This is a genomic window from Streptomyces sp. NBC_01232 (genome assembly GCF_035989885.1).
GTDB lineage: Bacteria > Actinomycetota > Actinomycetes > Streptomycetales > Streptomycetaceae > Streptomyces.
The window spans coordinates 20,478-36,913 of sequence record NZ_CP108520.1; the positions used below are offsets into that span (position 1 = coordinate 20,478).

Genomic DNA, 16,436 nt, shown 5'->3' on the forward strand with positions numbered 1-16,436 from the left:
CCGGGACCACCCGCAGCCGACGAGCCCCTACGCGCTCGCCGCCCTGCCGCGCGTGAGCTGTGCGCAGCGCAGGCCGCCGCCCGCGTGCCAGTCCAGTACCGGGGCGACGTCGTCCCCGTGCTCGGCGCACCACAGGACCGGGTCCAGGCCGCCGCAGTCGTGCCGCTCGCATACGCAGTCCTCGCCGGTCCTGGCCTGCGGGACGCCGTGGCGGACCACGCCGCCGCGGCCGGTCCGCGTGGTGGTGCCGCGCAGGCGGGCCGGCCATTCCAGCGTGATGCGCAAGGCTCCGGATCCGGAGCGGAACCGGTCGGTCACCCGGACGTCGCCGAGCACCGCGAGCGGACCCGCCCCGGGCGCGGTGAGCCGGGTCAGCATGGCACCGACCGGACCCGCGGCCAGGGCAGCCAGGGCGTCGGCGTCCGTGTCGTCGGCGACCCAGCCCGACAACTGGTCGGTGCCCTCGATGTCGTCGGAGAGGCCCAGCCACGGGGCATCCAGCCGGAACCGGCCCGTAGCGCCCCCAGCCCTACTTTCAGGGCAAGTCGGGGGCACACCGCACAAGCCGCCTACGCGTACGCGAGGGCAAAAATCACCTTTGCGGAGGAGGCGAACATCGACCCCGCATGGGAAGACCCATCCGACCCGCCCTACGACCGCGCCCAACGCCCCGTCGCGTTCATCTCCCCGGAGCGCGGCGGACGCGAATGGCATGACGTCGGCCTCGTGGGCTTCCGGCAGGGCGTCGCGGCCAGCTCTTCGCCTCCTCGCCCACGACGGTCCGAGGTGCCCAAGGCGAGGTCCGTGAGTCGGTTCACGGAGCTGCTTCGGGGGGCTGCGCGCGCTGCTTGTCCTGATGCGCCCGAGACCGAAACCCGGGTAGTCCAGTACACAGGGCCCAGGCCCACTGCCGAATCCCCGCATTGATGCAGGTCAGCTGGCCGTGGAGATGTCTGACTCTGCCTACGGGACGGCCACCGTCACTCGAATGGGTGATTCAGGGGGTGCTGAAGGGAGAAGGGGGGTGGGTCGGCTGTCTGGGTTGCGTGGGCACGATCCGTGCCCGTACCGACCGCAGATGGAGAACGACTTCAGATGCCCTTCGACTGGACCGGGATCCCCCCGGCTATGGGCGCGGTGGCTGCCCTGGCGGCCCCCCTGATGAAGCTGTGGCGTGACCGCAGGTCCCGCACGGCAGTACCGGAACCCCCTCAAGAGGACGTGGCCGCGGTGGTCCCGGCGGCGGCCGGCCGGGTGCCGGTCATGGTGCACGTCGAGGTGTCCGGACCCTCCCGGGTGCGCGTGACGGTCGCCGACGGCAGGGGGCTGATCCTGGTCGACACGGCGGTGGACCCCGATGCCGACCGATCGTGGCCCTCACCGAAGGAGCGCGCGCCGTGGTAGCAGGTGAGATGCCCAAGACGCCACCGCGCTCGCGCGCGGACAAGCCGTTGGTGGCGGTGGAACCCGGCGCGGCCGGGGCGGAAGGAAGTCGCGGCAGCGGGTGGGCCGACTCCGAGCAGGCCCAAGAGCTGACGAGGCAGGCACTGGAGTTCCTGGAGAAGGAGCCGGTGGTGCTGCGCGGGAAGACCGGCGGGAAGTTGTCGTGGGCGGCGTGCGAGGACGTCGTGGGTCAGGCGGTGTCCAACGTGATCACGCGGGCGGCCGAAGGGCTGCTGGGTGACGTGGTGAACCTGACCGCGTACCTGCGCAGGTCGGCGTGGAACCTGGCTCTCAACCAGCTGAACGCGAAGGCCCGTCAGGAACTGGTGGGGGACATGGTGGAGTCGTCCGCCACGTCGCTGGCCCCGTCGCCGGAGCAGGTGGCGGTCGGGGATCTGGACCCGATGCGGGACCTGCTGGTGGGGGCGATCGACGCGATGCCGTCGTCGGTGCGCCGGCAGGTGGTGCGGCTGCAGATCCAGGGCCTGACCGACGTCGAGATCGCCGCCGCCCTCGGCATACGCGCCCGACGACTCCACCAGGAGCGTCACCACGCGGTTGTGGATCTGCGGCACGCGCTGCAGACGTTCATCCGTGATGCGCACCGGAAATCATCAGGACGCAGGGAGAGGGACAGGTGACGGTGGTGACCCGTTTGATCGACGACAGCCGCGGCCTTCCGCCGTCGGCCGGGCTGGTGGAGCTGCTGGCGAAGCTGGCCGGGCCGGAGGACTTCTGGGACCGGCCGCAAGGGGACTTCGGTCCGCTGAGCGGCTTGTACCGGCTGGACCGGGACGGGTGGGAGCGGGCGAACTCGCTGTACCTGCTCGGTTCGAAGGCCCTGCGCCGGGGTGAGCTGACCGTGGCAGCGGACTGGCTCGGCGAGTCCGCCTCCGCCGGCCACCCGGGAGCGATGTTCCGCATGGCCGCGCTCGCATTGCGCGTGGGGGCGGACTGGACGGACGAGGCACGGTTCCTGGTGGCCGAGGCCTCCCGGCACGGCCACGGTGACGCCGCGCGCCTCCTGGCCGCGCTCGCCCGCCGCCTCCCCGACGCAGAGCCCGGACAGCCCGAGGACGAGGAGTACTTCGACGAGGTCCGCGAAGGGCTGGGCGTGCCCGGGCACCTGCTGCACCCCGACACCGACGACTCCCCCACCACGGCCGGCGCGGTGGGCGGCGAGCAGCCGCAGCTGCACCTCGTACCCGCTCCCCAGGTTCCCGAATACGGGCCCGCTCCCCGGCCGGCGACGGCCGGCGGGCGGCGGCCGCACCTGGCCGCGCTGCCCCCCGCCCAGGGCGGCGGGCTCCATCTGCCGCTGCCCGATCTGCGGCCCGACGCGACCGCGGCCGCGGTGCACCTGCTGCGGCAGGCCGCCGCCGAGGCGGACACCGGCGACGGCCAGGGGACGACGGAGCCCTGGTCGGTGAACGCGTTGCGCCCCGCCGTCCTCAACGACATGGCCCGCCACCGCAACACCCCCGCCGCCGTGCCCCAGAAGTGGCAGACCACCCAGCGTGCCCGTGACCTGCTCCACCTGATCAGCACTGCCAGCGGCATCGACAGCCGCGCCTTGGCGCACAAGGCCGGGATGTCGCTGAACACGACCGTGCGGCTGCTGGACTGGCTCCTTGAGCAGCGGCTCGTCGAGTCCGTCGGCGGCGCCTACTTCACCGGCCCCGTTCTCGACCTCGTCACCAAGGCGGATCCCCACCGGAGGATGCTCGACCTCGCCCTCGAACAACTCCGGGACGACCTCGGCGCCGCCGTCTACATCAGCACCTACGCCCACGGCGAGATCGAGGTGAACGGCTGCGCACACAGCGCCTTGGCCCCACCCGTCCACGAGTGGGCCCCCTTCGCCGAAACCGCCCATGCCAGCGCCGTCGGCAAGAGCCTCCTGGCGCAACTCGACTTCGACTCCCGCATGGACCACCTCACCCGCTACCCCTCCGTGCAACTGACCGAACGCACCATCACCAGCCGCCGCGCCCTGCTCGACGTCCTCGACGAGCCCGGCCCGCACGCCGCCCAGTTCGACCTCCTCGAATACTCCGAGAAGGAAGTCTGCGTCGCGTTCTCCCTCGGGCTACCCGGTCGGGCCTCCAGCATCGCCGTGTCCCTGCCCGCCCACGACCACACCCGCCTGATCACCGCGGCCCAAGGCCTCAGCCGACGCGCCACCGGCCTCCTCCTCGCCCACCTCCTCACCGACGACAACCAGGACACCCACACCAGCCACAGGCAGGAACAACAACGCCGCGCCCTCCCCTGACCAGCGCCTCTCTTCTGGAGCCACGCAAGACGTACACGGGGCCGCCCCACCCGGGGCGGCCCCGTGTCGTTCCGGTGCCCCGTGCGGCTGCACGGAGCCCGGCACGACACCGCGGATCCCACCGCCCGGGCGCCACACCGGCCGCACCCCGTCGGCTCTCAGCCGAGCCAGACGATGCCCAGGACGGACAGCCGCCGAGTCAGCCGGTTCACCACATAAACGACCGAGAGCTGGCCCACGGACGCGGCGCGTACGTCCTCGCCCTCCGGGTCGCCGACGTTCCACTGGGGCCAGCCCCACGGGGAGCGCACCGCGATGTCCAGGACGTCGCGGACCGTCTCCCGAGCCGGCTCGGGGAGCTCGGCGAGGGTCTTCGCGGCCTGCGGGGACAGACGCACCACCCACGGCTGCTCTTCGGTCACGGGCGGACGCCCAGGACATCGTCCAGGTCCACGAAGTCGGAGTCGTCCCGGCCGGAGTCCATGAAGGCGTCGACGTCCGTGGCCGCGCCCACGCGCAGCTGCCAGGTGCGCACCACCTCGTGCAGGGGGGTGAGGCTGAACGCGTGGCGTGCGTCTTCCAGGGCTTTGGCCCAGTCCCGCTCGAAGGCCGGCACCCACTGCTCAGCACGGCGATCGGCCCGGAGCTGGGCGAGGAGTTCGGCCGCAGCGCCGGGGGCGGGCGCGTACGGGGCGGTGGGCGTGTGGTCGGGCTGGGCGCTCATCGGCTCCTCCTCGGCGGGGTGCTACCGGCCACCGTAGAACGCCGTGGCCCGGGCCGTGGAGGTTCGGACGGAGCCGCAGCCCGGACCCGCCTGCCACCGCGCCGCGGGCGCAGCAGCAGACGGGGCGGAACAGCACCTTCTACGCCGGGCTCTTCGCAGCTTCCGCACTTCGAAGAGCGTTCACCAGCGTCCATGAGAGGTCGTCGGAGTCCAGGTCCTCGGCGTCGACCTCGCCCAAGTAGGCCTCGATGGCCTCGCGCAGGACTTCGGCCTTCTCGTCATCCGTCATGGCGGTCAGTCTGCCCGACCACCGACGGCCGTGAGACCGCGTGCCCGGGACAGGTCAGTGCAGCGGATCCCGCCGCCGGGGTGCCACTCCAACACCGGCCCCACCGCGTCGCCGTGCTCGGCGCACCAGGAGACCGGGACCACCCCGCCGCAGTCGTGCCGCGCACACACGCAGCCCTCACCCGTACCCGCGTACGCGACCCCGTGACGGACCACCCCGCCCGCCGGCCCTGACCCGGCTGCCCCGCGCAGGCCGGCCGGCCAGGCCAGCGTCAGGCGCAGGCCCCCCGATCCCGACCTGAACCTGTCGATCACCCGCACCTCCCCCGGCACCGCCAACGGGCCGCTACCGGGCGCGGTCAGCCGGCGCAGCGACGCCCCGAACTCCCCGCCGGCCAGGTCGGCCAGCGCGTCGGCGTCCTCGTCGGTGGACCAGCCGGACAACGTGTCTTCGCCGGCCGCGTCGTCGGCCAGGGACAGCCACGGGTCATCGAGGCGGAACCGGTGCGTGGCGCCTTTGGCCCCGGCCAGCACCAGGGCGGCGATCGTCGGCCCCGTGGGTACGCCGATCTTGTCGTGGGCGAGGAGCCAGGCCACGACCGCGCGGCGGTCGAACTGCGGGTGCACGTCCGTACCGGCCATCGGGTCGGGGAAGTCGTCGTGCCGGTGGCGCCAGTTCACCACCGCGGCCCGGCCCACCCTGGCGATCCGCGCCACCTCCGCCAACAACACCCGCTGCCACCCCGGGGACGGGTCCAGCGCAGCGAGCGGGGAGCGGCTGCCCGCCCGGGCGGTGCGCACGGCCCGCCAGTCCACGCAGGGGCGGACCACCTCCAGGAGTGCGATCTCCTGGGCGTCGTACAAGGGGACCGTGGTCACCCCGCCCTGCCGCTTGTAGTCGACGGTCACGGAGGCGACCGGGGCCAGCCAGCCGAGCCGCACCACCTGGTCGAAGTCGGTACGGCGCACGCCCAGGCGCACCGCGGCCTGGTCCGGTCCGAGGGGGACGTGCCGGTCGAGGAGGGCGGGCAGGTCCCGGCGGCGCGCGAGGGCGGCCACCTGGTCCGGGTGGACGACGGGGAACCGGGGCTCCCCTCCCAGGTAGACCAGGAGACCGGCCTTCACGAGGTGACCGACCGCCGAGGCGGTCACCCTCGGCCGGAGGATCGGGAGCGGCACCCCCAGGGCCTCAGTCAGCCGGTCCGCCGCCACCCCGGCCTCGATCCCCCGCAGCGCAGCGCGGACCGCTTCCGGGTCGGCGGCCTCCACCACCGCACGCGACCACCTGCCCGGCCCGACATCCGCGGCCGGGACCAGACCCGAACCCGTCGCCCACCGCCATGCCGCAACCGGCACCCGCAGCCGGCCCGCCGCCTGCCCCTCGTCGAACACCTCACGCACCGAACGCACCATCAACCCCACTCCCATCCACATCCGACCGGACCGACCACCGGGCCAGGCCCGAAACATGCCGAAAGATCTTGTTTGATGTCAATAGACTTGCTTTTAGGGCGAGTTGAGGGCACGCCGCACAAGCCGCCTACGCGTACGCGAGGACGATGTTCACTCGTTCGGCTGATTCGATCTGGCGGGCCCGGGCATGCGGCGGCGCGGGTCGCCGGTGGTGGCGATCCGCGCCATTTTTGCTGGTGAACTGCGGGCTTCGTGCGGTGCGGGCGATGGGTGGGGGGCGCTGTGTGCAGCGCCCCCTCGGCTTCGCGCCGGGTGTCGTCAACGGCGCCGCAGGAGTACGGCGATCAGGGCGGCCGTCAGTGGGGCGGCGACGGCCGCGACGGCCATGACCGGCTTGGTCAGATTCGGGTGCGCGGCGACCGCGTACCCGACACCGCCCAGGAGGGCGAGGACGACAAGGGCCAGGAGCAGCAGGACGAGCGGGTCTGGACCCGGGCCTCCCGCGGGCGTCCGTCGAGCCGGGGCGTCGGGTTCGGCCTGGGGCTCGGGCTGGGGCTGGGGGGTGTTGGCGGGCATAGGGGTTCCCTCCCGTGGAGGGCCCGCGGGCGGTCCGCGGGCGGCGGCTCGCGGTCGGATCCGCGGCCTGATCTCAGCCTCATGGGGGCGGTGATCTTGCGGGAGAGGGGACGGATGTTACATCGCGATCGGCAACGATCCGGCCACCTCGGCACGGTGTTCCAGGGGTGTCACGGACTGCGTGAAAATCGGGCAATCGCGCTGGTGGACAGCGTATTTCCGGAGGAAGGGCAGGCAATGGGCGCACCCGAGGGGGCGGCCGCGTACGCGTACGCGGCCGCGCTGCGAAAGGCCTTGGACGGCTATCTCGCCGGCGGCGGTACCCAGAAGGCGCTCAGCACCGGGACGGGCATCAAGGCGAGCAGCCTCTCGCGATACCTGAGCGGAGAACGGGTCACCCCGCGGGCGAAGCTCCACGCCATCAAGGCCTACCTCGAAACGCAGTCCGTCCCCTGCCCCGACGAGGTCTGGGCCGAGCTGGACGAGCTGTGCGGCAAGGCGCACCTCGCCAGCGGCGCCGCCGCCGTCCAGCGCGACCATCTCAAGGAAGAGCTGGCTCGCGCGTGCGGCGAGCACCAGCGAGCCCAGTGGATCGCCGAGAAGCAGCTGCACGGTCTGCAGCAGCGGGCGGACCGCCTGGCCGAAGACCTCTGGCAGGCTCTGGCCCGTGCGCAGCGCGCGGAGCGCACACGCCGGATCCTCCAGGAGCGTGTCACGGTGCAGGACCGGGGCCTGCGCAAGGCCGGGGACTACGCCCGAAGCATCGACGACGAACTCGCACAGCAGAAGAAGCAGTCCGGCCTGCTCCGGACGGAGCTCGGCGTCCTGCGCGAGCAGAACCGCCGGCTCCTCGATGAGAAGCCCGCCGTTGCCGCCCCGGCAACGCAGCTCAGCCATGTGCCCACGCCGCAGTACATCTACATCCCGGTTCCCGGCCTTGCCGTCGAGACGGTGCCGGCGGCCGCGGAAGCCACCGGGGCGGCAAGCTCCCCCCAGTGGCAGATCCTCCCGCCGGAACCGCCGGATGCCAGGCCGCCCGAGTGGTGCGGGACGACTCCTGTCCACGAGGAAGATCAATACGGGTACGAGGCGTACGGCTCCGGGTACTGGCCCCCCGGCCAGCTCACCTACGACGCGCTGTTCGCGTACGACACCGCGGGCACCCAGCCCGCCCCGCACGGCTACCAAGACGACACAACCACGAGCCCCTACCCCCAACACGACGCATACGTCTACGAACCGTGGGCCGATGCGCCTTACGCCACGAGTGCCTACGACGTATGGGGCTACGACGGGTCGACTGCCGGCCCTCTCCTCACCCCTGCGAACGCCGAACCGTCCCTGCATACCTCGGCCGCCTCGCCCGGACCTCTCCCCCACCCGGAAGACAACAACGCGCAGCAGACGGCCCGGGCCCAGCCGAACCACACGACTCCTTCGCGCCGCAGGGCCGGAGCGGTGCCGACTCTCGCACTGCTCGCCGTCCTCGTCGGTGCCCACATCCTGTGAGCTAAGGCGCCCTGTGGGCAGCCGGCGCGGCACGTGGAGCCGGAGCGCAGCGCGCCATCGGCCCCGTGCGGTGCCAAAAACGCATCCTGCCCGTAGGGGAGAGTAAGGGGCCTCGACCGGCCGGGGGGGGCAGGTGTCGGCGATGGATGCTGTCGGCCGGGGCGGTGCCCGGCGACGTGTGACGGCAGCCGGGTCCTGCCCCCGGCCGACAGCGCCACGGGGCTGGGAGCAGCCGGTCCGAAGCCGCTCCTCGCAGTCGCCATTGCACCCTCTTGCCAGGTGGGGCCTGCTGTTGACGCGCGCGAGCGCGGAGGTGTCCCACCCGGACAGCGGGTTCCTGCCGCGCACCTTCCGGGTTCGGAAGGACACGTCGAAGTGGTCGATGTCGGAACTCGACCCGGAGCTGGTGGGCTCGGGTTCCGCCGTCCTGAGCCACCGGCCCGGGAGCTGCTCACATCAGCGGAGGAAAGCCGCACGTGTAGTGGTACGAGTCGTCCGGATCGACGGCGGGGGCGCTCTTCACACCGCGCGCTGCCAGGAGGATGAGCCCGGTCACGAGCATGAAGACTCCGACGCCGAGGCACCACCCCACCCCGGTTGTCGGGCGGGCTCGGGACGTCGGGCCACCGGTGTGCATGAACAGCCCGATGAGCAGGAGCACCATGCCGAGTGCGGCGGTGCCCGCGAATGCCCGCTTCAGCCCGTCGGTGCTGTCGGTCGGATCCGGCTCCGTCAAGGCCGTGGCCGACGGCGGCACCGGGTCGCCGGTGCCGCCGTGGAGCTGGGTTGCGCCCTGGGCAACCTGCGGCCGGACTGCGGCTTCGCCGTTCTCCTGTGGGACGGGATGGCGGTCGAGGACCTGGCCGACGGCAAGCAGCGCCGGGGCGAGCGTCACGTCCTCGACGTGAGTGTCCTGGTCGGCTTCGGCCGTCGCGAGTTCCGCCTGAAGGCCCACCAGGTCCTCGCGCAGCCGGGCGGACTCCACACGGAGTCGGTCGCGTTCCTGCCGCAGGGATGTCGCCTCTGCGGCCGAGTCCTCCAGCAGGACGCGCATAGCCTGGATCCTGTTCTCCTGCGTGAGCAGGTCCTGGCGGAGGCGCGCTTCCTCCTCCTCCCGCACCCGCACCTGCTCCTCGTGTTCGGCTCGTACCCGTTCGAGCCGGGCGTCGAAGGCGGTGCGGTCGAGTCGGCGGGCGTCCTGTTCCGCTTCGATCAGGGTGTTCAGGCGGGTGGTCTCGCGTTCGTCGTGCTGTCGTTGCGTGCGGAGCGCGTCCTCGGCCGCGGCGAGGGCCTGGCTCGTCGTCTCGTGCCGGGACAAGAGGTCGTCGTAGTCGGCCTGCTGCCGGCGGTGCTCACCGAGGGCGTCCTCCAGCCGGGCCTGGACCCGGTCGTGGAGGACGACGGCCTCCTCGTAGGCGTCGGCCATCACCAGGCGTTCGGCGAACGCCGGATGTGCCTCCCCCAGGGCCGCGGTGTGCAGGCGCAGCGACAGGGCCCGGACCTCCTCGCTCGCACCGCAGAGCTGGATGATCGCCTCGACCGTGGAACGGTGGGGAAGCCGGTCTCCCGACAGGTTCTTCGACAGGGCAGAGGCGCTCATGGCCACACCCGGGGCGACGTGCTTGCTGGCCAGGTCCGCGGCCCCGATCAGGGACCGCAGGTGCTCGACGAGCGCCCGCTTGTGCGGGCGGTTCCTGAATACCTCCGGCTTCAGCGGGTTGAGCGGCCGGCGAGCCGGCCGCCGGGGCTCTCCGCCTGCGGGTCCTTCACCGCCGGTTCCCTCCTCGGCAACACCTGTCATGCCTGTTCTCCCAGTTGGCAGTTACGGAAAGAAGATCGTTGCCCTTGGCGCACCCACCGCTGCGACGCGACGCTCGCACCACACCCCGCCGCACGCCGCTCCAGCGGCAGACCTGCGGGGGTGACGTCCTGCGACCTTCCATGTACTGAGGAGAACCATCGTGTCGAGCCGTCGTGCCCCGCGGGGCAGCTTTCCCGTAGATCTCGCCGTGTTCCTGGCGATCCTGGCCACCGGCGTCGTCCTCGTCCTCGTCGGCCATGTCTCCCCCGAGGCACTCGCCGGTTACGCCTCCGCGCTCGCCGGCCTCTACGCGGCCTGGCACCACCGCCCCCGGAGCGAAGAAACTCGGCCGACCCTTCCCGAGGCCCCGCCCGCACCCGAGCGGTAGAGACCCTCACCCCACGCCACCTCATCTCCAGGGGCTCCTCGCTGCGGAGACGCAACCCGACCACTGAACTACGCCGATAACACGCCGAAAGAACCTGCCGGAGGGCGGTGCACCATCGGCCCGTGCCGTGCCGGAGACACACGTGCCCGGGGTGGTGGAAGACAGACAAAAGGCCCCGACCGGCCGGGGGGGGGCCGGGTCGGGGCCGCGCCCCGACCGGCGGGGGGGTGCCGGGCGGAGCGGTCAAGGGGTGGGGCGGGAAAGGGGGGTCGCCTCACGGCGGAGGGCTCTGCAGGGCTTCAGCCGAACGATCTTCCCCACAGGCACAGGGACACAGTCCCTTCCCGCACCCCACAGGTACATGAACGGTCAACCAAACCGGAATGTTCCCACCTATAAGAGGTATACCGCCGCGCCGGTCAGAGGACGACGGGAACACGCAGACCGAGAGCAACCGCCGCACGCCGGCAACCCGCGCGAACGGCAGCCAGCTCCGCCCGCGCATCCGTCCCCGCCCGCCCCGCCGCAGCCGTGAAGGATCCGGCGGCCGCCGTGTGCAGTTCGGCCCGCGCGGTCGCGCCGTCGCCGGGGAGCACCGTGATCTCGGCGGCGTCCGCGACCGCACCGACCAGCCGTGCCACCTCCGCCGGCCCGGACACGGACCGGTGAACGTGAACGCCCAGCATCCCGGGCACCCATCCTTCGAGGGCGCCCCGGATGTCCTCGCACAACCCGCCGAGACCCGCGTGCGGGCCGTCGGGCGCGATGCCGGCGCTCATCTCCCCATCGTCACCGCCCCCACTGACATCCCACTTCGGTGCCGCAGTACCCAGCAGTGCGGGCCGTCGCCCGAGGAGGCGACGGCCCGTGCGGTCATGTCACGCAGGATCCCGGCATCGTGCGGGGCCCACGGTCGCGGTCCTAGCGGCGGCGGCCCCAGGACTCGGTGTCGACGGTGCGGCCGCGGTCGTCGCGCAGCGTCGCGGTGTCGGAGCCGTTGTCCCAGACGTAGTCGCGGCGGTCCTGGAACAGGTCGGTACGGGTGTCGCGGCCGTTGCCGGTGTGGATACGGATCGTGGCACGGCCGGCGAGGCGGACGTTGTCGAAGCGGTAGCGGTTGCCCTCGCGGTCGCGCAGCGTCCAGCCGCGGAGGTTGATGCCGTCGCGGGTGGTGTTGGTGATCTCCACCCACTCGTTGTTCAGGGAGCGGTTCGAGCGGTCGTCGCGTCCGGGGCTGTCGGCCTGGACGCGGCTGATCTCCACCCTCGGGTGCCGCTGCTGGTGGCGGTCCCCGTCGTGCGCGGCCGCCGGCAGCGCGGCGGCCGAGACGATCGCGCCGGCCGTCAGGACGGTCGCGGCGATACGACGTACGGAGGAAGAAGCGGAAGACATAGGTGGCGCCCCTCAAGAACAGCACCCCACCAGCCGAGACACGGTGGTGAAGGCGTTTGCCGAGTCGGCCCGGATGAGCCGAGGGCCACACTCTCGACCCGACACGGACCCCACGGCAGCCCCCGCCGACGCCGGTTACCAGACGTGGACATATCCGTCACAGTCGCCTGCCGGATGCACGCATTCCGCCCGAGCGTGCCCCTGACATTCACTGACCGCTACACCCACCCGCCCCGCAAACCGGACATCAGGGTCGACACGCTCCGGCGCACCACCGGGCACACCCCTTCCCCGCCTCACCCGGCCGGACCAGTGGACCAAGTAACAGCCGTTCTGCGGAATTTTTCGCACGTGAGTCCGTAACTCGCACATGAATCCCACCCTGTGGCAGGCCTCGCCCGCCTCGCTCGGAGCCACGTACGCCGATGCCGACCGGGTGCTGTCATCCGTCGCGGGCGGTCAGAAGGAGCATCAGGGCCTTGGAGCGGGTGGTCCCGAGCCCGGTGGCCACTGCCTCGGCCGAGACGCCGTCTTCCGCCAGCGCGCCGGCGGCCTCCCGCCCGACGCGGGTGGCGATCCGCTCCAGCACGCCGACGGCGCGCAGCGCGGCCAGTGGCGTGTCCTCGGTCGTGGCGGTCAGTCGCTCGGCGACCTCGACCAGGAGCGCGGCCAGCGGCTCGGGGAGGGGTACCGCCTTGTCGCGGACGAGGGACAGGTGTGCGTTCCAGTCCGCGAGCGGCCCGGTCAGGTCTACGTCCGCCTCGTACAGGGGCCGGTCGCCGACCGCTGCCCAGTCCAGCGGGTACTCGGCGGCACCGCGCCATCCGCACGCACACACCGCCCGGAGCGCCTCGGCGAGCGGGCGGCCGGCCCGGCCGTCGTAAGCCGACCAGTGCGTCGTGGAAGGCACGTTCGGGCCGCTCCCGACGTCGAAGTACACCGGACCCGGCTCACCACCACCGATCAGGGCACCCGCCGCGCCCGCGTGCGCGTCCCCGAACTCCACCGTCCACCAGGCCCACTCCACCAGCACACCACCCTCCATCGCGATCCCGCCGGCACCCTGCCCCGCCCGCGCCGCCACCCACACCCCCGCCGACCCAACAACGCGCGTCGTTGGACCTCCCAAACAGGCTGCGATCACGAGCAGCCCAGGAGCACGGCAAAGGGCCGCCACCTGTCGAGGTGGCGGCCCTGGGCGGCGGGCAAGGCCTACGGGGCGGGGGTGAACTCCACGTCGGTTCCGCCGCAGCCGGCCGCGATGTCGAACAGCCGGTCCCGCTCGGCCTCGTCGACCGCGAGGCCCCAGCGGAGCTTGGTCGCGGTCCACTCGGCGCCGTACCGGCACAGCGCATCCGGCGCCGGCGGCAGCCACTCCGCCGGATCCTGGTCCGCCTTCGACCGGTTCGAACGGGCCGTCACCGCCACCAGGGAAGCCGGCTGACCCTGGTCGTTCGCGTACGCCTCGCGCCTTTGTGCGGTCCACGAACTGGCGCCCGAATCCCAGGCCTCGGCGAGCGGGACCATGTGGTCGATGTCCAAGGCCCCGGCCGGTGTCACCTCCCGGTCGTCGTAGTACGACCACCAGGTCCCGCCGGTCAGGGTGCAGCCCGGCCCGATCTCCGGGTACACCACCGCCTCGGCCAGGAGCACCTCGGCGCGGGTGTTGCAGCCGTCGGCCGGGATGTCGCCCGCGTTCCAGTGCTTGAAGGAGGTCCGCTGGTAGCCGGTCCGGTCCTCGGTGGCGAGCGGCAGCGCGGACACCGCGACCCCGATCGGCAGCACCTGCGGCACGACGGCCACGGCTGGAGCCGGGGCGGCGGGTTGGGTGGCCGCGTGCGCGGCCGTGGGCAGGGACAGGGTCAGGGCGAGGGCGGCGGCCGCGACAGCGGACCGCTTCATGATCATCATGTGCCGGTTGTACCGGCCCCCGCACCGTCACCAACAGGCCACCCCGGCCCGGTTCACCCGCCCGCGCACACCGGTTCACCGGCGAAACGCCACTGCACCCGACCCCCGCCCGGTCAGCCTGCGGCCGCCGCCGGACCCTCACCGAACCTGGGTACGTCCTCCAGCCCCACGTCCAGGCGCAGCCGCTGGAAGCGCAGCGGGTGGCGGTAGATGCCGCCGTGGTCGATGGCGCGGTCGGCGCTGACCTCGGCGACCAGGGTGGGGTGGACGAGGGTGGTGTCGAGGGCGTCGCGGCTCCCCCACGTCGCGGAGAAGCGCACGCCCTCCCACGGGTGTCCGGGCGCGGCCATGGTGAGGTGCTCTGCGACCTGCCGGGCGGCGTCCGGGCGCAGCGGGACGGTCCGGCCGACCGCGCGCAGCCGGCCGTCCTGGTCGTGGCGGCCGAGGACGAGGAGCTGCGGGCGGGTCAGGGTGCCGGTGATCGCGCCGACGATCGTCTCTGTGGTGTCCCGCCTTCTGATCTTGGTCCAGCCGCGGTATCCGGTCAGATAGCGGCTGTTCAGGGGCTTGATCAGGATCCCCTCCACCCCGGACACGTCCGTCCAGGACTCCAGCCATTCCCGTGCCTTGGACAGGTCCGTCGTCATCGGGCAGAGCGTCCACGGGGCGCTCAGGGCGTGCTCGGAGAACAGTCCTTCCAGCAGTGCGCGCCGCTCGGCGTACGGACGCCTCAAAAGCTCCTGGCCGTCCTGCTGCAAGAGGTCGAAGGCGACGAAGTAGGCCGGCCACCGGGCGGCCAGGCCGGCGGCGCGGGCGCGGGTCGCGGCCCGGCGCTGCAACGCCTCGAAAGACAACCGGCCGGCCTCGGTGTCCCAGACGACCAGTTCGCCATCGAGGACCAGGCCGTGCGGCAACTGTGCCTCGGCGGCCGCCACCAGGTCCGGCCATCGGTCCTGGACCAGCGCCCCGCGGCGGGTCTGCACCAGGACCGTGCCGCCGGGGCCGGCCGCGGTGAACAGCAGTGCCCGGTGACCGTCCAGCTTCTGCTCATACGCCACCCCCGCCCGCAGTGCCGCCGGTCCCGGCACGGCTTCCGCGGCCTGCGCCAGCATCGGCTCGACCGGCGGTCTGAGCGTCACGGGGCCTCCCTCGCGGCTTGCCTGCCCCTCTTCCAGGGTCCGCCAGAACAGCCGGAGGCGGCTCTGCAGAACGGCCGTCGCATCATCCATCCGAGGGGCGCAGCGGGCCCGTCAGAGGCGCCCTGCGGGGCTTGTGCGGCACGGTGGCGGCATGCGTCGCTGGTCCCTGCCTCTGCTCCTTGTCGCGCTGCTCGCGGCCCCGGGATGCGTCACCGTCCACCCCGCACCCACCCGGCCCGCCGGGGCCTCGCTCGTGACGGTCCCGGAGGACCACAAGCACCCCGTCGACCCCCAGCCCGCACGACCGGACACAGGGGCGGCGCTCCCCCTCTCCCCCCTGCCCGAGTCTGCGGCCGCGCCTTCGACCGGCGCCGTTCCCGAGGCCGGCCGTACTCCCGCGCCGGCCCGTCCCGCGCCCGCGGCCAGCGAGGCGTCCGCCGAGACTCAGCCCGCCCGGCGGGCTCCCGACCGCAGGGCCGAAGGCCCGGTACGGCCGCGCCGGATGCCCCCGCCCCGCCCCGCCGTACGCCCCGCCGCCAAACCCAAGCCCAGGAAGGCGAAGGGGCCGAGCCGTACACCCGCACCGCACCGCCCGGTACGCGCCCCAGGGGCGGGGGCCGCGGACATGACGGAGCTGTGCCGCGCCGCGCACGGCGTCACCAGCCCTGCCGTGGCCGCCCTCTGCCACCAGACCTACGGCCGATGACCGGAGCGTGGCGTTCGCGCAGTAAATCGAACACGTGTTTCACTGGGGGTGTGAGACCACCGTTCCGCTTCTCCGAGGACCTGATCACGCTCCAAAGGGCGTGGCAGCAGACGTACGCCGAGCTCGCGCAGGCCCCCGCCGGGGCCGGTACGACCGTGCTACGGCGCCGGCTGATCACCCTCTCCGGAACCCTGTGCACCCATCCCTACTGGGCGGCCCCCACCGCCTGGCGGGCCGGCGGCGTCGAGCTGCGGCGCGCCGCCCGCACCCACACCTCCGCACCGGCGGAACGGGAGGCAGCAGCATGAACGAGCAGACCACCACCAAGCCCCGCCCACAGGTCGTCACCTGGGCGCCCAGCCAGACCGGCCCCTGTGCCCGGTGCCACGCTCCGACGTGCCGGTACGGGGTGGGTGCCAGCCCCTTGTGCGAGGCGTGTAAGGCCGCGCGGCGGGCGCAGTACGGGAGCTGAACCGTGTCCGTCCTGCCGCCCGACCTGCCTCGTCTGCGGACGCTGGTCACCTACTTGCGCGGCGAACTCGGCCGGGCCGAACAGGCCCTTGCCACGGCCGAGGAGCGCGAGGCCCTCGCCTCGTCGCGACGGCCGCCGCCCGAGCTGCCCGCGTGGCTGGTCGAGCGCGGGATCGGAGGCGGCCGGCTTCCAGCCCGCGTGCACACCGGAGGCTGCTGGGACACCGGCAACCGCTGCGCCCCCGCCGCCGCAGATCAGATACGGCGGCTGCTGGCCGAGGGCGTGCCCGCATGTATCCACTGCCGGCCCGACACCGCCCTTGGAGTGCTGGAGTGACCAGCACCGGCAGGTGCGGGAATACGCCCTGACCTGCGGTTGGGTCGTCTATCCGCCCGCCGC

At 72.8% G+C, this 16,436-nt stretch carries 20 protein-coding genes; 8 read left to right on the forward strand and 12 right to left on the reverse strand.

The window, feature by feature from the left end; translation table 11 throughout:
• Nucleotides 1-27 precede the first annotated feature (27 nt).
• On the reverse strand, nucleotides 28-450 hold the full coding sequence (locus OG444_RS40350; RefSeq protein WP_052876222.1) for a hypothetical protein: 423 nt from the start codon (nucleotides 448-450) through the stop codon (nucleotides 28-30).
• Between the two features lie 645 nt (nucleotides 451-1,095).
• Between OG444_RS40350 and OG444_RS40355 the strand changes: the two genes are divergently transcribed.
• The 3 genes from OG444_RS40355 to OG444_RS40365 are packed head-to-tail and all read left to right on the forward strand — an operon-like array spanning nucleotide 1,096 to nucleotide 3,718.
• Nucleotides 1,096-1,404 carry a hypothetical protein gene (locus tag OG444_RS40355; protein ID WP_052876224.1) on the forward strand — a complete coding sequence of 103 codons (309 nt, stop codon included), beginning with the start codon at nucleotides 1,096-1,098 and terminating at the stop codon, nucleotides 1,402-1,404.
• Nucleotides 1,398-2,084: an RNA polymerase sigma factor gene (locus OG444_RS40360; RefSeq protein WP_327267175.1), complete on the forward strand. Its 687-nt coding sequence runs from the start codon at nucleotides 1,398-1,400 to the stop codon at nucleotides 2,082-2,084. Before OG444_RS40355 ends, OG444_RS40360 begins: the two co-directional genes overlap by 7 nt.
• A gap of 5 nt (nucleotides 2,085-2,089) precedes the next feature.
• Nucleotides 2,090-3,718, forward strand: a complete 1,629-nt coding sequence (locus OG444_RS40365) for an IclR family transcriptional regulator domain-containing protein (RefSeq protein WP_327267176.1) — start codon at nucleotides 2,090-2,092, stop codon at nucleotides 3,716-3,718.
• A gap of 158 nt (nucleotides 3,719-3,876) precedes the next feature.
• Here the strand turns inward: OG444_RS40365 and OG444_RS40370 are convergent, their stop codons facing one another.
• The 5 genes from OG444_RS40370 to OG444_RS40390 form a co-directional block, all read right to left on the reverse strand.
• Entirely contained in the window at nucleotides 3,877-4,140 is a 264-nt protein-coding gene (locus tag OG444_RS40370; RefSeq protein WP_327267177.1) for a hypothetical protein, read from the reverse strand.
• Complete coding sequence (locus OG444_RS40375) at nucleotides 4,137-4,442, reverse strand: DUF6247 family protein (protein WP_327267178.1); 306 nt, start codon at nucleotides 4,440-4,442, stop codon at nucleotides 4,137-4,139. Before OG444_RS40375 ends, OG444_RS40370 begins: the two co-directional genes overlap by 4 nt.
• A gap of 139 nt (nucleotides 4,443-4,581) precedes the next feature.
• The gene (locus OG444_RS40380) at nucleotides 4,582-4,731 is read right to left on the reverse strand and encodes a hypothetical protein (RefSeq protein ID WP_327267179.1); all 150 of its coding nucleotides are present in this window, start codon (nucleotides 4,729-4,731) and stop codon (nucleotides 4,582-4,584) included.
• A gap of 5 nt (nucleotides 4,732-4,736) precedes the next feature.
• Entirely contained in the window at nucleotides 4,737-6,143 is a 1,407-nt protein-coding gene (locus tag OG444_RS40385; protein ID WP_327267237.1) for a hypothetical protein, read from the reverse strand.
• Nucleotides 6,144-6,461: 318 nt separating this feature from the next.
• Nucleotides 6,462-6,719, reverse strand: coding sequence for a hypothetical protein (locus OG444_RS40390; RefSeq protein ID WP_327267180.1), 258 nt, complete (start codon nucleotides 6,717-6,719; stop codon nucleotides 6,462-6,464).
• Between the two features lie 237 nt (nucleotides 6,720-6,956).
• Between OG444_RS40390 and OG444_RS40395 the strand changes: the two genes are divergently transcribed.
• Nucleotides 6,957-8,228: a helix-turn-helix domain-containing protein gene (locus OG444_RS40395; protein WP_327267181.1), complete on the forward strand. Its 1,272-nt coding sequence runs from the start codon at nucleotides 6,957-6,959 to the stop codon at nucleotides 8,226-8,228.
• Nucleotides 8,229-8,679: 451 nt separating this feature from the next.
• On the opposite strand, the gene OG444_RS40400 is transcribed toward OG444_RS40395, so the two are convergent.
• On the reverse strand, nucleotides 8,680-10,029 hold the full coding sequence (locus OG444_RS40400) for a hypothetical protein (protein ID WP_327267182.1): 1,350 nt from the start codon (nucleotides 10,027-10,029) through the stop codon (nucleotides 8,680-8,682).
• 160 nt (nucleotides 10,030-10,189) lie between these two features.
• Here OG444_RS40400 and OG444_RS40405 point away from each other — a divergent pair, with 160 nt between their 5' ends.
• Entirely contained in the window at nucleotides 10,190-10,417 is a 228-nt protein-coding gene (locus tag OG444_RS40405) for a hypothetical protein (protein ID WP_327267183.1), read from the forward strand.
• Nucleotides 10,418-10,836: 419 nt separating this feature from the next.
• Here the strand turns inward: OG444_RS40405 and OG444_RS40410 are convergent, their stop codons facing one another.
• The 5 genes from OG444_RS40410 to OG444_RS40430 all read right to left on the reverse strand — a co-directional run bounded on the left by OG444_RS40410 (nucleotide 10,837) and on the right by OG444_RS40430 (nucleotide 14,859).
• A complete protein-coding gene (locus OG444_RS40410) occupies nucleotides 10,837-11,196 on the reverse strand; it encodes a hypothetical protein (protein WP_327267184.1) in 360 nt (119 codons plus the stop codon).
• 142 nt (nucleotides 11,197-11,338) lie between these two features.
• On the reverse strand, nucleotides 11,339-11,809 hold the full coding sequence (locus OG444_RS40415; RefSeq protein WP_327267185.1) for a lamin tail domain-containing protein: 471 nt from the start codon (nucleotides 11,807-11,809) through the stop codon (nucleotides 11,339-11,341).
• A 442-nt stretch (nucleotides 11,810-12,251) separates the two neighbouring features.
• Nucleotides 12,252-12,842, reverse strand: coding sequence for a hypothetical protein (locus OG444_RS40420; RefSeq protein ID WP_327267186.1), 591 nt, complete (start codon nucleotides 12,840-12,842; stop codon nucleotides 12,252-12,254).
• Nucleotides 12,843-13,021: 179 nt separating this feature from the next.
• Nucleotides 13,022-13,711: an HNH endonuclease family protein gene (locus OG444_RS40425; RefSeq protein WP_442810810.1), complete on the reverse strand. Its 690-nt coding sequence runs from the start codon at nucleotides 13,709-13,711 to the stop codon at nucleotides 13,022-13,024.
• Between the two features lie 122 nt (nucleotides 13,712-13,833).
• A complete protein-coding gene (locus OG444_RS40430) occupies nucleotides 13,834-14,859 on the reverse strand; it encodes an ATP-dependent DNA ligase (protein ID WP_327267187.1) in 1,026 nt (341 codons plus the stop codon).
• A gap of 151 nt (nucleotides 14,860-15,010) precedes the next feature.
• Here OG444_RS40430 and OG444_RS40435 point away from each other — a divergent pair, with 151 nt between their 5' ends.
• From OG444_RS40435 to OG444_RS40445, 3 genes are all read left to right on the forward strand, one after another.
• Nucleotides 15,011-15,565 (forward strand): hypothetical protein, encoded by a 555-nt coding sequence (locus OG444_RS40435; RefSeq protein ID WP_327267188.1) that lies wholly within the window; start codon nucleotides 15,011-15,013, stop codon nucleotides 15,563-15,565.
• A gap of 50 nt (nucleotides 15,566-15,615) precedes the next feature.
• On the forward strand, nucleotides 15,616-15,873 hold the full coding sequence (locus OG444_RS40440; protein ID WP_327267189.1) for a hypothetical protein: 258 nt from the start codon (nucleotides 15,616-15,618) through the stop codon (nucleotides 15,871-15,873).
• 167 nt (nucleotides 15,874-16,040) lie between these two features.
• A complete protein-coding gene (locus tag OG444_RS40445) occupies nucleotides 16,041-16,373 on the forward strand; it encodes a DUF6233 domain-containing protein (RefSeq protein WP_327267190.1) in 333 nt (110 codons plus the stop codon).
• Nucleotides 16,374-16,436: the final 63 nt, after the last annotated feature.

Coding starts and splice junctions, on each gene's coding strand:
- OG444_RS40355 (WP_052876224.1), top strand. CDS start 1,096: ATGCCCTTCGACTGGACCGGGATCCCCCCGGCTATGGGCGCGGTGGCT.
- OG444_RS40375 (WP_327267178.1), bottom strand. CDS start 4,442: ATGAGCGCCCAGCCCGACCACACGCCCACCGCCCCGTACGCGCCCGCC.
- OG444_RS40380 (WP_327267179.1), bottom strand. CDS start 4,731: ATGACGGATGACGAGAAGGCCGAAGTCCTGCGCGAGGCCATCGAGGCC.
- OG444_RS40385 (WP_327267237.1), bottom strand. CDS start 6,143: ATGGTGCGTTCGGTGCGTGAGGTGTTCGACGAGGGGCAGGCGGCGGGC.
- OG444_RS40390 (WP_327267180.1), bottom strand. CDS start 6,719: ATGCCCGCCAACACCCCCCAGCCCCAGCCCGAGCCCCAGGCCGAACCC.
- OG444_RS40395 (WP_327267181.1), top strand. CDS start 6,957: ATGGGCGCACCCGAGGGGGCGGCCGCGTACGCGTACGCGGCCGCGCTG.
- OG444_RS40400 (WP_327267182.1), bottom strand. CDS start 10,029: ATGACAGGTGTTGCCGAGGAGGGAACCGGCGGTGAAGGACCCGCAGGC.
- OG444_RS40410 (WP_327267184.1), bottom strand. CDS start 11,196: ATGAGCGCCGGCATCGCGCCCGACGGCCCGCACGCGGGTCTCGGCGGG.
- OG444_RS40415 (WP_327267185.1), bottom strand. CDS start 11,809: ATGTCTTCCGCTTCTTCCTCCGTACGTCGTATCGCCGCGACCGTCCTG.
- OG444_RS40425 (WP_442810810.1), bottom strand. CDS start 13,711: ATGAAGCGGTCCGCTGTCGCGGCCGCCGCCCTCGCCCTGACCCTGTCC.
- OG444_RS40435 (WP_327267188.1), top strand. CDS start 15,011: ATGCGTCGCTGGTCCCTGCCTCTGCTCCTTGTCGCGCTGCTCGCGGCC.